Origin of the sequence: Desulfosporosinus acididurans (genome assembly GCF_001029285.1) — a bacterium.
GTDB classification, from domain to species: Bacteria; Bacillota; Desulfitobacteriia; order Desulfitobacteriales; family Desulfitobacteriaceae; genus Desulfosporosinus; species Desulfosporosinus acididurans.
Genome location: NZ_LDZY01000028.1, coordinates 1 through 14,885 on the forward strand (window position 1 = coordinate 1; position 14,885 = coordinate 14,885).

The 14,885-nt window shown below is 39.6% G+C and carries 17 protein-coding genes; 15 read left to right on the forward strand and 2 right to left on the reverse strand.

Features of this window, described 5'->3' with window-relative positions; translation table 11 throughout:
* The 5 genes from DEAC_RS21210 to DEAC_RS21230 all read left to right on the forward strand — a co-directional run.
* Positions 1-322: transposase (locus DEAC_RS21210; RefSeq protein WP_047812092.1), on the forward strand; the 322-nt coding region annotated here is incomplete at its 5' end.
* A 526-nt stretch (positions 323-848) separates the two neighbouring features.
* Positions 849-1,397 carry a P-loop NTPase family protein gene (locus tag DEAC_RS21215; RefSeq protein WP_047812093.1) on the forward strand — a complete coding sequence of 183 codons (549 nt, stop codon included), beginning with the start codon at positions 849-851 and terminating at the stop codon, positions 1,395-1,397.
* Positions 1,398-2,108: 711 nt separating this feature from the next.
* Complete coding sequence (gene ltrA / locus DEAC_RS21220; protein ID WP_047812094.1) at positions 2,109-3,398, forward strand: group II intron reverse transcriptase/maturase; 1,290 nt, start codon at positions 2,109-2,111, stop codon at positions 3,396-3,398.
* 111 nt (positions 3,399-3,509) lie between these two features.
* On the forward strand, positions 3,510-4,319 hold the full coding sequence (locus DEAC_RS21225) for a reverse transcriptase domain-containing protein (RefSeq protein ID WP_282434475.1): 810 nt from the start codon (positions 3,510-3,512) through the stop codon (positions 4,317-4,319).
* 120 nt (positions 4,320-4,439) lie between these two features.
* The gene (locus DEAC_RS21230) at positions 4,440-4,757 is read left to right on the forward strand and encodes a pseudouridine synthase family protein (protein ID WP_047812095.1); all 318 of its coding nucleotides are present in this window, start codon (positions 4,440-4,442) and stop codon (positions 4,755-4,757) included.
* A gap of 906 nt (positions 4,758-5,663) precedes the next feature.
* Here DEAC_RS21230 and DEAC_RS21240 read toward each other — a convergent pair.
* Positions 5,664-6,815 carry an IS91 family transposase gene (locus DEAC_RS21240; protein ID WP_047812097.1) on the reverse strand — a complete coding sequence of 384 codons (1,152 nt, stop codon included), beginning with the start codon at positions 6,813-6,815 and terminating at the stop codon, positions 5,664-5,666.
* Between the two features lie 666 nt (positions 6,816-7,481).
* Here DEAC_RS21240 and DEAC_RS21245 point away from each other — a divergent pair.
* Positions 7,482-8,096 (forward strand): hypothetical protein, encoded by a 615-nt coding sequence (locus DEAC_RS21245; protein WP_053006562.1) that lies wholly within the window; start codon positions 7,482-7,484, stop codon positions 8,094-8,096.
* Here DEAC_RS21245 and DEAC_RS21250 read toward each other — a convergent pair.
* Positions 8,088-8,885: an IS3 family transposase gene (locus DEAC_RS21250; RefSeq protein WP_152671467.1), complete on the reverse strand. Its 798-nt coding sequence runs from the start codon at positions 8,883-8,885 to the stop codon at positions 8,088-8,090. The genes DEAC_RS21245 and DEAC_RS21250 overlap by 9 nt on opposite strands.
* Positions 8,886-9,013: 128 nt before the next feature.
* Between DEAC_RS21250 and DEAC_RS21255 the strand changes: the two genes are divergently transcribed.
* From DEAC_RS21255 to DEAC_RS23075, 9 genes are all read left to right on the forward strand, one after another.
* Complete coding sequence (locus DEAC_RS21255) at positions 9,014-9,610, forward strand: hypothetical protein (protein ID WP_047812098.1); 597 nt, start codon at positions 9,014-9,016, stop codon at positions 9,608-9,610.
* A gap of 152 nt (positions 9,611-9,762) precedes the next feature.
* Positions 9,763-10,215, forward strand: a complete 453-nt coding sequence (locus tag DEAC_RS21260) for a DinB family protein (protein WP_047812099.1) — start codon at positions 9,763-9,765, stop codon at positions 10,213-10,215.
* Positions 10,216-10,425: 210 nt separating this feature from the next.
* A complete protein-coding gene (locus DEAC_RS21265; protein ID WP_047812100.1) occupies positions 10,426-10,842 on the forward strand; it encodes a hypothetical protein in 417 nt (138 codons plus the stop codon).
* Between the two features lie 275 nt (positions 10,843-11,117).
* Positions 11,118-11,522, forward strand: a complete 405-nt coding sequence (locus tag DEAC_RS21270) for a hypothetical protein (RefSeq protein WP_047812101.1) — start codon at positions 11,118-11,120, stop codon at positions 11,520-11,522.
* Positions 11,523-11,646: 124 nt separating this feature from the next.
* The gene (locus DEAC_RS21275) at positions 11,647-11,889 is read left to right on the forward strand and encodes a hypothetical protein (RefSeq protein WP_047812102.1); all 243 of its coding nucleotides are present in this window, start codon (positions 11,647-11,649) and stop codon (positions 11,887-11,889) included.
* 254 nt (positions 11,890-12,143) lie between these two features.
* Entirely contained in the window at positions 12,144-12,356 is a 213-nt protein-coding gene (locus tag DEAC_RS21280) for a hypothetical protein (protein WP_047812103.1), read from the forward strand.
* A 613-nt stretch (positions 12,357-12,969) separates the two neighbouring features.
* Entirely contained in the window at positions 12,970-13,602 is a 633-nt protein-coding gene (locus DEAC_RS21285) for a helix-turn-helix domain-containing protein (RefSeq protein ID WP_053006563.1), read from the forward strand.
* Positions 13,603-13,680: 78 nt separating this feature from the next.
* Complete coding sequence (locus tag DEAC_RS24390; RefSeq protein WP_242847239.1) at positions 13,681-14,217, forward strand: hypothetical protein; 537 nt, start codon at positions 13,681-13,683, stop codon at positions 14,215-14,217.
* A 161-nt stretch (positions 14,218-14,378) separates the two neighbouring features.
* Positions 14,379-14,885 (forward strand): DUF6431 domain-containing protein (locus tag DEAC_RS23075; RefSeq protein ID WP_282434474.1); only part of this gene is annotated, 507 nt, incomplete at its 3' end.

Sequence of the window (14,885 nt, forward strand, 5' to 3'; positions counted from 1 at the left end):
GCTTGCGGGCTTAGCCTTACGAGAAAGCAGCTCAGGTAAGCACAAGGGACAGACCACGATCAGTAAGCGCGGCCGCGCACGACTGAGGGCAATCCTATTTCAAGCAGTGATGCCGCTAGTCGCAAAAAACGCAGAGTTTGCAGAGATACACAACTACTACACAACAAGGATCAAGAATCCCCTGAAGAAGAAACAATCACTAATTGCCTTAAGCTGTAAACTAATTCGGGTGTTCTATGCAATATTAACAAAAGGTACAGAATACGATCCAGAAAAGCTAATTAAGGACATTCATCGTCCAGTTGAGCATTTAGCAGCGTAATTAGAATAGCAGCGAAACCATAAGAAACAAACGATCTGTGGGTTAAAGCGTCACCACAGAAGCGAGCAATCCAGGTAACCTAGCAAAACAAAAGAGCTGGTAGTCAGTCGCATATTTTTCCATTAGAGCAAGGACTCGGTAGAGGAGCATAACTGACACCCAATCATGGATAGGTGGAACGAAGGAATTTAGGGCAGATTTATAATCTTGACCCTGTTAGACATGGGAGGTTTACCACCGTGAGAATCATGGGTTTACAACGGCCAACATATCCACAAATAGTAGACGTTGGCTTTGCCATATCCAATTTCTCCGAATTAGACATTTTATGCGAATTCTATCCGTGGTGAGCTAATTTGGTTAGCTAGGAATTCTATGAAAACACGAGATATCTAAAGAAAATATCAAGATATTATAGGGAGTAATTAAACGTAGAAAAATCTATTTGGACGAAATAATATAAACAATAGTACCATCATTAATTTTCAGGATTATAATTAGAGTTTATATTGTTGAGGGTTGGATGATGAAGTTTAATATTATACATGTTACAGGTGCGTCAGGTTCTGGCACAACAACACTAGCAAAGTTCATTTGCTGTAAATATGGATATACTCATTTAGATACAGATGATTTTTTCTGGGAGGCCATCGACCCACCATTTACCGTTAATCGAGAAATAACGACAAGGCAAGATTTAATGCTGGAGGCTATCGAAAGAGCTGGGAAATGCGTTATTTCTGGTTCGCTGACTGGATGGGGAGATATATTTATTCCCCGATTTAACTTGGTTATTTATCTATACACAGCAACAGAACTAAGATTGAAGCGATTACGTAACAGAGAATTGCAAAGATTCGGCGGGAGAATTCTGCCCGGTGGAGACATGCACAAGGAACATGAGGAATTCATTAAATGGGCGGCAGCTTACGATACTGGTGGAGTAGAGATGAGGAGTGCGGAATTACATAGAGAATGGTTAAAACAGATTCTATGTCCAATTATAGAGTTGAATGGAAACTTATCTTGTGATGAAAATTTGAAGAGGATCGAACACAATTTTTATTTGGGTTGATTCGGGAAATTAATGAAAGTGGAATAAAGGTAAATTACTTACTGATGGGAAAATAAGTAATTTATGCACATTTGTAGTTTTTCAGAGGGAGAGAGGTTTTATCTCGGATATGAAATTTGCTGTGGGGATAGCAATAATTCTGGTAGTGTACATATTATTCTTTAGGATTCTCGGTTTCGCAATTAATAAATGGGGTGTAGATTTTCTAGGACTATTTGGTGCGCCGGGATAAGCTGGCTATTTCTAGTAGATGAAATTTCTACCCGGGAAAAGGGAAAGCCACCCTACCCGGAATCGAGCCTCGAGCCCATGAAGGTAACAACACGGGTTAAGCGTAGGCAGAGCGACGTTCAGGCCGTAACGCAAGTGAAGCTATAGAGCCTCGTTAGAACAACCGGGGGCCGACGGAGTCGAATATCCGGAAGGCTACAGTAGATTTCCGCCAATGGCGAGGAAATCGGAGACCCCGGCGGGGTCTGAGTGCACGGCATGACGGAAATAGAAATAGCACGGAACCCGGGAGGCCCATCGCAGTCTTCAGAACAGGAGTACGCCGACTGAAAGGACTATCCATAGGAAGGCGGATGCTGCGGTGGGAGTCGGACCCGCTGGTAGTACTCGGAGTGTGGGAAAGCCACATACAGGGGGAAGCGGCGGGGCAGAACAAGTTCCTGCCAAGGAAACATATCCTACACACAGAGGTAGATACGTATGTCAACACAATTGGACAGGATAGCAATTAAGGCTCGATTTGATGCGAAAGCCCGCTTCACCTCATTGGCATATATCATAACGCCGGAATTTCTTATGGAAACTTGGCGAATGATGAACCGAAAAGGTGCAAGTGGAGTTGATGGAGAAACAACAAAACAGTTTGAATCACACCTTGAGGAACGAACACTGGGAATATGGGCAAGAATGAAAGCTAATCGATACAAAGCTCAACCGGTACGGCGAGTGGAAATACCCAAGGGGAATGGCAAAACAAGACCGTTGGGAATACCGACAGTCGAAGATAGGCTAGTGCAACGGGCAGTAGCAAGAATTCTGGAAGCCATATATGAACAGGATTTTCTTAATATTTCCTATGGGTTTAGACCAGGGCGAAACCCACACCACGCCTTACAGAGACTGCGAAGTACAATAGTGACTAAGAAAGTGCGTCACATATTTGAGGCGGACATCAGGGGCTACTTTAATCACATTAACCACGAGTGGTTAATGAAGATGCTAAAACAGCGAATTGCTGACTCGGTCATCCTGAGATTAGTGGGAAAATGGCTAAAAGCAGGAGTGATGGAGAACGGCGTAGTTACTCGGAATGAGGAAGGGAGCCCACAGGGAGGCCCCATCAGTCCAATATTGGCCAACATTTATTTGCATTATGTGTTAGATTTATGGTTTGAGAAACGATGCAAGAAATGGTTCCAAGGAGAAGCCTATTTAGTACGTTTTGCAGATGATTATGTAGTATGCTTTCAGTACAAAAGAGATGCCGAAAATTTTCAAAGCTATATCACAGATCGAATGAAGAAATTCAATCTGGAATTAGCAGAGGAAAAGACAAGGCTTATACTCTTTGGACGGTTTGCCCGAGAAAGAAAATCTCTGTACGAAGAGAAACCGGAAACATTCGATTTCCTTGGATTCAAACATGTATGTGGAGTAGGCAGAAAAGGGGAATTTGTCCTTATTCGTATCCCGACTGTGAAAAGCTGTCGTAAGTTCCTGGATCGAGTGCATAAGTGGCTGAAAACCCACACGCACTGGAAAAGGCGCGATCAACAGAAACAACTAACCAGTATGTTACAAGGCTTCTACCAATACTTCTCTCTTTATCACTGTCAGTCCAAATTGGAGTATATACGTAACGAGGTAATTCAGCAGTGGATACGTACACTTCGGCGTAGAAGTCAAAGACATCAATTATACTGGTGCTACCTTAAAAATCGGGAATGGTTCAAACTGCCCTATCCGAAGTTGATTCATCCGAATATCTAACGAGATAGAATGCGAATCGTTCTGGGGAGCCCGATGCGGGAAATCCGCACGTCGGGTTCTGATTGGGGCTGATAGCACAAGGCAACGAGGCTATCTTCTACCAACCACAACATTGACCATGAACTGATGATGAAAGCGGTACGCAAACATACTGACAGCAAATGGGTAACTCTGTATATTGAAAGGTTTCTGAAAGCGCCAATTGCTATGCCGGATGGAACCGTTCAAGAGCGAAATGCCGGAACGCCACAAGGAGGAATAATCAGTCCAGTACTAGCAAATCTGTTTATGCATTATGCATTCGATTGGTGGATGAAACAAAAGCATCCACAAAATCCTTGGGAAAGATATGCAGACGATGCTGTAATACATTGCCGGACAGAGAAAGAAGCAAAAGCACTGCTGGTTCAGCTCAATAAACGCATGGCAGAATGCAGGTTGGAATTACATCCTGATAAAACGAAAATTGTATATTGCAGAAGTGATGTGAATTCAGATCGCTATGAACATGAGTCCTTTGACTTTCTTGGATACACTTTTCGGAGGCGTATTGTGAAGAGCAAATTTGGTAACTATTTCAATGGCTTTACACCGGCAGTCAGTAAAGGAGCAAGCCAACATCTGCGAGACAGCATCAGAAAGATACGAAGAAATCACAAAACTGCTTCGCTTGAGGAGTTGGCTCAGCGGATGAATCCTGTTCTAAGAGGTTGGATGAATTACTTTTACAAGTACAGTGCAGGTGAGGCAAGAAATGTTCTCAACTATGTAAATCTCACGCTGATCCAGTGGATCAGGTGCAAATACAAATCGACAGGCAGAAAGCATTTGAAGTCTCATAAATTGCTCAGCCGCATTTGTATGGAGCAACCAAATCTATTTTACCACTGGCAGATGGGGCTTCGCCCGTCGGTTGGATAACAAGAGCCGAATGAAAGGAGACTTTCACGTTCGGTTCTGTGAGAAACTCAGGGTGAAATTCCCTGGGTTTACTCGACTAATGAGAACATTAATTAACACAAAGAAAGTGATGAAAATAAGATGATATCAAGAACATGGCATGGTATTGTACCTATTCATATGAAGGATGCGTTTGAAAAATATGAATATGAAACAGGGATAAGAGATACAACGATAATAAAAGGAAACATGGGGGCATATTTGAAGATAGTTGAACAAGGGGAATATGCACATTTCTTTTTATGTACAAAATGGGATACAATGGCTAGTATGATTGCATATGCAGGTAATAAACCGACTATAGCTGTAACTTATCCGGATGACGAGCAATTTGGCCTGATATCAGATCCGATTGTGATTTTGCAAGAAGTGGCCGAAGCGGAAAATCCCTTCTTATAATAAGAGAATCATAAGGCTAATAATCAGAAGCGTTTACAAATATAGGAAGAGGCGCAATAAGTAGGATAATTGGAAGTTTTTCCGATGGATGAGTTATTCTTATAAAGATGGGGGGTGTATGGAGATTAATAACAATAAACCTATATGGCACTCTTTGATAACTGGATTTACATTGTACATAATATTATCATTTTTTATTAATGCGATAAATATAGCCTTTATCTTTTTGAATTTCTTTCATCCTTTCTTTTCTCCAGCTTTCAGCAAATACTATCTAGTTTTGTCCTTAATACCGTTAACTTTAATAAATAATTTTCATAGCTTGACAGATAACGCAATGTTTATTGTAGTATCCATAACAGCTATTTTTGCTGATGGTCTTTTTGGAACTTTATTGTCTTTCTTTGCTATAAAAGTCTTAAAAACTGATAAGTTAAAGACTTTTCTCTTAATTACATTTCCGTTTTATTGGCTAACAGCAGTATCTGCTTTTAGTATTAGTTTTTAATATGTTTTTGTTCACTACATAGTGCGAGTTCGCTAAAGACCCATACAAACTTCCACTAATTCTTAATTTGTTGCAGTGCTTCGCACTTACTGAACCTCCCATTATCCATAGCAAATTATCCGAAGTTAGGGGGCAAAAAAAGAACTCCCAAAGGAGCTTTAGTATATTAAAACACATAATTTGGACGATCAAATTTCCTAACTTTGGATAATTTAGATAGCACGAAACCACGCCGATTTAGCCTATATCTATGGGGATTGAATTCTTATTCTCCAGGTAATTTTAAAGAACTATGATCGAAAACATTGTACAATATGTACCTTAAACTTTCAAATATGCTGATTTTGGGCATAGCTTCCCCCTCCCCATAACAGGGAAATTTTTTAAATATATGCACTTCAGATAGTGGCTGGAGGAGATTTGCCTAGACTTATAAACCGTCTAGGTTTTTCTGATCCGCAGTTAGGGCATTTAGTTAAATCTTTTCCTATAAGGTTCTGGATCAGTTGGAGGGTTGAAGCTTTTTCCTTTATTAATAATGGCGTATTGGTAAGTTGTTTACATAGCTTGAGCTTTGTAGTTCTGTTCCGATTCCCTAGCAAACCGTAGTGTCTAATTTTCATAAAGCCACTCGGCAAGATATGAATAAGAAATCTACGAATAAACTCTTCTGCGGAAAGAGTCATCACTTTTTGTTTGCTTTTATCCTTGTAGTCCCGCCATTTGAAGGAAACCGTATCTTTTTCAATACTGATGATACGCTTATTTGATATAGCCACCCGGTGAGTATAACGGCCCAGATATTCAACAACACAAGCTGCGTTTTTAAACGACGGTTTGCAGTAAACAACCCACTCTTTGTTATAGAGTGAGGATAGAAGTCCTTCGAATTCTTTATCGTCAGAAAGACAGGTTTGACTACCATGGAATTCAAGCTTATTTTCTTTGTACAGCTGTTTAAGGTGATATAGAAATTTGCCTCTGAACTTTCTGGATAGAACTTTAACTGGAATGAAGAATTTCTTTCTGCTGTTTACCCATTTTCCGATGGAGGATAATCCACCTCCAGGGACAATGCAGTGCATATGGGGATGATGCATAAGGGCTTGTCCCCAGGTATGCAAAACCGGTGTAAAGCCAATCCTTGCACCGAGATACTTTTTGTCAGCAGCTAATTCGTTAAGAGTTTCAGCAACACCCTTAAACAGAAGGTTATATATTGTTTTTTGATTTTGATAGGTTACTGAATTGAGAGTATCCGGAATGGTAAATACCACATGAAAATATCCAATGTTGAGCAAATTGCTTTTCTGGTTTTCTATCCAACGCTCTTTGGCAAGAGCCTGGCATTTGGGGCAATGTCTATTGCGGCAAGAGTTATATGAAATTCGCGTATTCCCACAACTGTCACATACTTCTTTATGCCCGCCTAATTGTGATGTTCTGCACTTTTGAATGGAAGACATGGCTTTATGTTGATCAATGGTAAGCTTATGATGGGTTCGATACTCTAAACCATATCTCTGGAAGACATCTTGTACCTCAGCCATTGGGTTTGTCTAATTGGATAGGTTACACTAAAATAGACAGTTCTCTTAAGGTCTAGTAAACTTAACATAATTATGAAAGTTTGAAATATTGCTATGACCAAGCGAGAACGCCGATCATTTGCTGACGTATTCAAAAATCAAATGGATCAGCTTTATCTTAATGGTAAACCCAGGACAGAAATAATACGTGAATTGCTACCAAGTAGCGTTTAAGTGAGTCTAGCAAGAAAACATGGGCTTTATCTGGTCAATTTGCAGACCCTCAAGCAGTCATTCCATCTGCCGGATGCTGATATCTCTCAGTTCTCACTGTGTATTTGTCATTGGATGTCATTGGCTAAGTGTTTCGTAGCAAGTACAAAACCGTTTCCATCCTATTTTAAGCTTTGATGGTGGTATATTGTGTTGTAGAAGATAAAAATCGTCGGGCCGTTATTTTATTCACCGCTTACCAAAGTTCTGTCCCATAAACACTTTTACATGGCCTCTGCCTTTGCTGGCGGAGGCTTTTTTTGTGTTGAGGATATTGTTTTCTTTGACTAGTTCTGCGACAAAAGAAGGAAATAAAAGAAGGTTGTGGAAATTATTAATAGGATTTCGAAAGCATTTTTTGAACATATGCCTAGTCGGAATGAATGAAATTATATTAATAAAGGTTGGGAATTTATGAGTATTATACATGTGAACCAAATAAAAAATCACTTAATAAAAACTTACGAAGATTTAATTGATATGAAAGATGTGAAAAAAGTAGACGAAAAACGAAGTCAATTTTTGACAAGAGCTCTTGCTGCTTATTCAATACAGTACATATCCGGAATCAGTCCTGAATTGGCAGCTCAGTCAGTTACAGATGGTACAAAGGATAATGGGTTAGATGCAATATTCTATGATGAGAGAAAAAAGGTATTATACATAACTCAATCCAAATGGATTCATGATGGAGTTGGTGAGCCTGAAAATGGAGATATTAAAAAATATATTTCAGGCTTAAAGGATTTGTATGATTTAAATTTTGAACGATTTAATATTAAGATTAATGAAAAGCAAGAAATTATTAAACAGGCCATGTGGGATCCAGGAACCAAATATGAAGTCATCCTTACTTATACTGGAATTAATGATCTTTCAGAGCCCTCTTCTTTAGATTTTAAGGATTTTCTTTCTGAAATGAACGATACAAGTCAATTGGTACATTTAACGTTACTGAATCAAAAATCGTTACATACATCTTTAACAGCCGGATTAGGTGGAGAACTGGAATTGTCAAATTCAGTTTAGCCCCCGAACTCGTAATTCTGGTAAACCTTGATGAAGACCCTGTAGTTCATTCATGTTTATCGCTTCGGTTTTATACTTGTAGATTTTTTCTTTCTTTAACGTTGCAAAAAACGATTCCATTCGGGCATTATCGAAACATTTACCCGTATTACTCATACTCTGAATCGCACCATATCTTGCTAAGGTTTCTCGATAAAGTTTACTTGTAAATTGCGCGCCTCTATCGCTATGAAAGATCATTCCAGAAGCCTGATATTTCTTGATGGCCGATAAGAAAGCATCGACACAAAGCTCAGCTTTCATGTTGTCAGCCATTTTGAACCCGACGATGCTTCCATCGAAACAATCCAGTACAGCAGCTAGATAAAGTTTCCCATCAGCAGTTGGAATTTCTGTGATATCCCCTAGCCACTTTTGGTTGGGCATTGAGGCGCTAAAATCTTGTTGAATCAGGTTTTCGCTGGCTTGTGCTGCTGGATCGGACTTTGTTATTCCTTTGGCATGGAACTTTTTCTTGAGTCTAAGATGATGCTCTTTGCAAAGTTTCAGGATCAAATAATAGCTTCGGGTATAATCGTGAAAAAGCTTTAATTCGAGATAAATTCGATAAGGTCCATAGTCCGGATTTTCTGCACGAATCTCGCGGATCTTAGCCAAAAGGTCATCGTACTTATAGGGGCGGCTTTGGAGCTTTAGCCATTTGTAATAACCGGCTTCGCTCACTTTGAGCACCTTGCACATTTCTTTGATGCTATGAGCAGTGGGGTCTTCAATCTTTTGCACCTGCATAAACCTAAAAAGTTCCCGTGGATATGGCGGGAAGATAAGAGGGGTTACATTGGTTAGGACTAAAATATATTAGCTTACAGATATAGTTTTAAAATACAAAATTATACAAACATATGGAGGAAAACTTAATGATGCGAAAAGGTGGGCCTTCTTGGGCCGTTACAATAACACACGATGTGGCTATGAATTTCGCGTTATATGTTGGGTGTTGCTTCGGGTTTATTTCTAAGAGTATGTATTCAGGCAGGGTACCACTTTGGCCATATAAACAGCTGGGTGATTATTCTGATAGTAATCTTTCTAGACAGTGGGAAAGTTGGTGGACACAGTTAATACATGAAAGAAGCTCTAATCTTAGTAATGGTGTTCTGAATCCAATAAATAGTTTGTTCTATCCCCCAGAATTCTCGGATTTAGGTGACGGGCAGTTAACAAATTGTTGTATAGAGGCATGGCCTTTGTTTTCTTCGTGGTGGGAGATGCCAGCAGGTGGTAGATCAGCAATGGCATATTGGGAATCTGTCCCTAATGTGATCAATATAGTTCATAAATTTGAACAAAAAGAAGGTAAAAATGTAAAGGACTTTAGGTTGCATATTGATCTGGTGTACACGGGCGTATCAGAAAGAATAGAACTTAGGCAGAATTATGTAATAATGGCATTGGATATCCAGCAATTAATAGAAGAGTCTTGGTGGATGCAAAAACTCAGGCAAATTGGATAATTAATTAAAGCCCATACGATCCCTTAACCCAGCCTCCTTTAAAGCTCAAGCTACCGATCAAAGACACCGAACTCCTTCAATCCCGCAGGATGGGAGAGTTTAAATATTTCACAACATGAAGATTAAAAATTATTCAAAAGTGAGGGGTATGAATGGATAAGATAATCAAAAGGTTAAATTACTTAATTGAAGTGCTCCCGAGTAGGATAAACCAATTTTCCAAAGAGGAAATTACTGTAAAGCCCAACAGCACATGGTCAAAGAAAGAAATTCTTGGACATTTGTGTGATTCCGCCACGAATAATCACCATAGGTTTATCAAGATTCAGTTTGAAGATCAGCCGTTTGTTGTTGTGCCATATAAACAAAATGACTGGGTATCAATTCAGGATTATCAAAATATACCGTTTGATGAGGTTATTGGACTTTGGACAGCAATAAATAAGCAAATTGTTAGAGTTATTTCTAATATTCCGGAAGAGAAATTATCATACACATGCGATATTGGGAATAATAAATGCTTTACTTTTTTAGAGCTTATTCAAGATTATTTGAGGCATTTGGACCATCATCTTATCCAAATCTTTGGAACATCTGAAATATAGATAGCCACATTAGCCGCCCACCCCCTACCCCAAATACCTATATACTCCAGTCACCCGTCATCCCACCGAACTCCTTCAATCCCGCAGGATGGGATGTGGTTGCCAGGTTGGTTGGGGGAAAGTGTGGGGGATGGAGGGATGGGTTGGATGGGGTGTTGCACATCTGTAAAATAATGCGAATATATTTTAATTTTGTGAAGGGGTAATTAAATGAAGAAACATTTAATGTCAATTCTTTTGTTCACCGTACTCAGTCTGGTGGCACTTTCTGGTTGTAGCAATAGTAAAACCAACGTATCGTTTACTTCTATCGCTGATGGATTAGCAAAAAACGTTAACCAGCTCTATAAGCAACCTGGAATTACACATGTTGGCTTCTCAAGTGACCCTGAAAAAGAACTATTTAAAATTGGACTTGCAATAGACCATCAGAAAATAGCCAATGGAGATTTGCAACAAACTATCCAGTCTTACCTTAAAGACTCTGCTTCATTTACTTCTGAACCTGACCCGAATAAACTGCTCAAACCATATCAGTTACAGATCGAAGAGATTGTAAAGGATAGTAATACTACTAAATTAATAGCTGTAAAGCCCTCTGGTTCAACTGATATTTCTTGGAAGTAAGTCAACGCATTGACAATAAACAGTCTTGGCCTTGCTTCATAAATTAGCTTATCAGCGCTATTAAAATGCTCCTTCAATCCCGCAGGATGGGATGTGGTTGCCTGGTGGATATGGGAAGTGCGTGGGTTTAGTGCTGTTTGGGGAGTACTACCGTTACGGCGTGTAAGGTGACACGTAATGAGAAGCACTGAAATAAAATTGTGAGCCAAATATAGTGAATTGGCTAGTGGCGCTGAAATTGCCTGGAATAGCCTGATTAATTGGAGGGGTATTGAATGGAACAAAAAAGACCTCTAGGGCTAATATTGATCGGAAGTTTTTATATCTTTGGTGCGTTTGTACTAATATTAACATTGTTTACAAATGCCACAGAGCAATTTGGAATTGCAGTAAGATTTGGATTGCCTAATGTTCCGGAAAATATAATGAAGGTATTTGTGTCAATAATTTCTCTAGTCATGGCTTATGGGTATTTGGAACTTAAAAAATGGGGTTACTGGTTCAGTATCGTCTTTAATATATACTTTTTAATAGTAAGTATTTCTCTATATCTACAATATAGTCAACAATATGGCCAATATGGTAGGCAGCCATTTTTGGGAAACGCTTTGTGGTCAATCGCTGTATTAATATATACTTTAAAAATAAAACATTTTCTTAAAAAGGGTTTTGTTGTGTAAAATTTACAAAATCAAGAGGAATATCCTGAAAGGTGTAGAATTGGCAATGAGAAAGATGTTTCGAGATAGCCTCTTTTGTTCGAACTGTTAGAACCAATTCTGGATTAAGGGAGTGAGTTGAATTATGAACAGTATTCAGTTTGGTGGGCCTAGTCCGACAAGTTTTGATTTTGGATTAATGGGTGGCATGTTTTCAATGTTACTTGTATGGATTGTGTTACTGTTTGTACTTAGTGGTGTTCTCATGTGGTTGTGGAATATAACAATAATAAGGATTTTCAATATCAGGGAAATTACATATTGGGAAGCATTTCGCTTGTTAATAATAGCTGCTATTTTATTTGGTAAGATTGGATTCAACCGGTAATTGTACTAATTGGCGAGACTGCCACTTTGAATCAGCAAGGAAAGCAGTATTGTTGTTACCTGTCCAGCGCCCGCACATTAACCTCAACCCCCAAATCCCCATAAACCCCAGCCACTCGTCAACCTACCGCACTCCTTCAATCCCGCAGGATGTGGTTGCCTGGTGGATGCGGGGAAGTGTAGTGGGGTAGTCTGATTAGGCGGTATTGCACATTTGTAGAATTTTGCGTAGCAATGAGAGAAGGGGGAAGGGTAATGTTTGATTGGTTTAACTTATCTTTATGGCTATTCGCGTTAATCGCAGGACTATTTTTGCTAATACTATCTGGTAATAAAGGATACATTGATTGGGTGAAAGAAAGAATTCCTATGCCAGAAGAAAAAATAATTAAAATGGAAAGAAGCGGATCAATCGGACTTACTATTATTTCAGTTTTAAGTCTAATAAGGATATTAGTAAAACATTAGATTGGTTCGGGTAATAGTAAACAAGGTTATTGTATCCTACGCATCATTCCTATGTTGTGCATTAAGATGGAAATTCGGGTTTCTGCTACCGGGAATTGCCAATCTGCACTACATTACCCTGCACTCCCACTAACCTCATATAGAAATACCCGCCTGGTTTAAACCCCCAGCTACCAGTCAACCACCGGACTCCTTCAATCCTGCAGGATGAGATGCCCTTACCTATCGGAAAACCGAACAGGAAAGCCGTGAGGGATGCGTTAGGTGACAACTAACAGAGCGTTTTTGGACGCTCTTTTTACTTCTTATTGAAGGAAACGGAGGATAATCGTGGAACTACTAAGAAGGATGGGCAGAACTAAAATTTGAGATGGCATAATAGAAGGTGATACATTATTTTGCTTAATCATATCGGTACACAAACCATCATAAACACAAAGACTAATTCTCCGAAGGTTTGAAATGGCTGACACCCAAAGCGTATTTGAAATATAAACGCTAAAATAAAAGTGAGCCAAAACTAAGGGAAACGCCAGAAAAAAAGTGAGCCACTTCTATAAAAAAACCTGTATAGTTCAAAATAGAGAAATGCTGACGTACAGGGGTAGAAAGGGTGTCAATAGAAGTGGATATTTACGAAAAGATACGCTATTTGCATGTACATGAGGGCAAGTCACAAAGGACAATATCTAAGATGCTCGGGATATCACGCAATACAGTTAAAAAATACTGTGAAGGATCACAGGTCCCCTGGGTACGGCAAGGTACAAGTGGTCGTCAGCGATATGTGGTTACTGATGAGGTCATGGATTTTATCAAAAACTGCCTGGCCATTGATGAAACAGAAAATATTAAGAAACAGAAACATACTGCTAAGCGAATATATGACCGCCTCGTGGAAGAGAAAGACTTCAAGGGTGGCGAATCAACTATCCGGGAAATCGTAGCGGAACTAAAAGGCAAACAGGCAAAAGTATTTGTGCCATTATCCTATGATCCGGGAGAAGCGATTCAGATTGACTGGAGCGAAGCGACGGCATACATCAGTGGCAAAAAGACGAAGTTGAACCTATTTTGTATGCGGGAGTGTTACAGTGCAGATATTCACCAGCAGTTTAGCCTCTACTATAAACAAACCATTGCTATTACTAGTCTCTTTAACGATATCAAAAGTGCATCAAATTCGGAGTTTTTTCTTTTAGTCATCCTTCACTTTCTGTTAAAATCAGTGGGGGAGAGAGGATGAAATGGCACAGGCCAAGTTATTCTGCCTGTGCTTTTGTGTTTTTTACTTAGGATAAAAAGCTCCAATGAGCTGAATTTTATGGTAAAGAATCATGAGTTTAGTAAACTGTTTCCCCGAGGAAAAAAACCGCCTCAGATTGATGCGATCAGAGACACACTTAAAGACATAGATATTAGCGGATTAAACCAAATGAATGATCATATCGTTAAAAAGTCCGTTGAAAATAAGGTTTTTGAAAACGGAACAATCGACGGATATACAGTGGCTGCAATTGATGGAACAAAGTTTTTTGGGAGCAATAAGAAAAGTTGTCCAGCATGCTTAAAAAACACCAAAGGTCAAAAGACTCATTGTTTCCATAGTGGCGCTGTCATGTCAACAGTTAGGAATGGTCCCAAACTGGTTATTGGTTTTGAGATGTATAAGCCCGGACAAGATCCTTCCTCTAAAGATGAAGGGGAGTTGAACGTGGGGAAAAGGCTGATTTCAAGCATCTTAAAGAGACATAAGAAATTGATTGATGTTGTAGTTTATGATGCTCTCGCCTGTAATTCCGTTTGGATTAACCACTGTAGAAATCTTGGTATCGATACAGTGGTCAGGTGTTTTCGCTAGCATAAAATGACTGAAAGCTGACGGTATTGCCTGTCCATAAGTTGACGGATATAATGACCATATCTATAGAAAGGAAAAGGATGCCTTTGTTAACGTAAGCCTGCGCCAACAGGTTTACCAAAGGCATCCCCCCAAAAATAGCATGGTTATTGTATCAAATTATGAGCTCATTGAAAACCCTCAAACTGGAGTTTTTTGTTAGGTGTACAGAATCTGTTCCTTGTCCTTGCTGTGGAGAACAATTGAGCGTGATCGGAAGTCGGATGCGGAAAGTAAAGAACAGTAACGCACAACCCAGAGTATTGATCATCCGTAGAATGCGTTGTGTAAACTGTCGGCGAATCCATCATGAGTTACCAGATTGCCTGGTACCCTACAAACGCTATGAATCGGCCTGTATCGAAAGCGTTGTTTCAGATCGCCCTGGTCTTTCCGACGTTGCAGCAGATAATTCAACCTTGTATCGATTACGGTTCTGGTTTGCCGCTATTTACCCGTACTTTCTCAATTGTTTAAATACCATTGCAATTCGTCTTGCACAAGGCCGAGTGAAGGAGCCGTCCGTCCCAACACTTTCTGTACATCAAAAAATCGGATGTTACGTTGAACCGACACCCGGTTGGCTGGCGAGAATTGTCCGCCCTATCGTCAATGCAAATTTATGGATA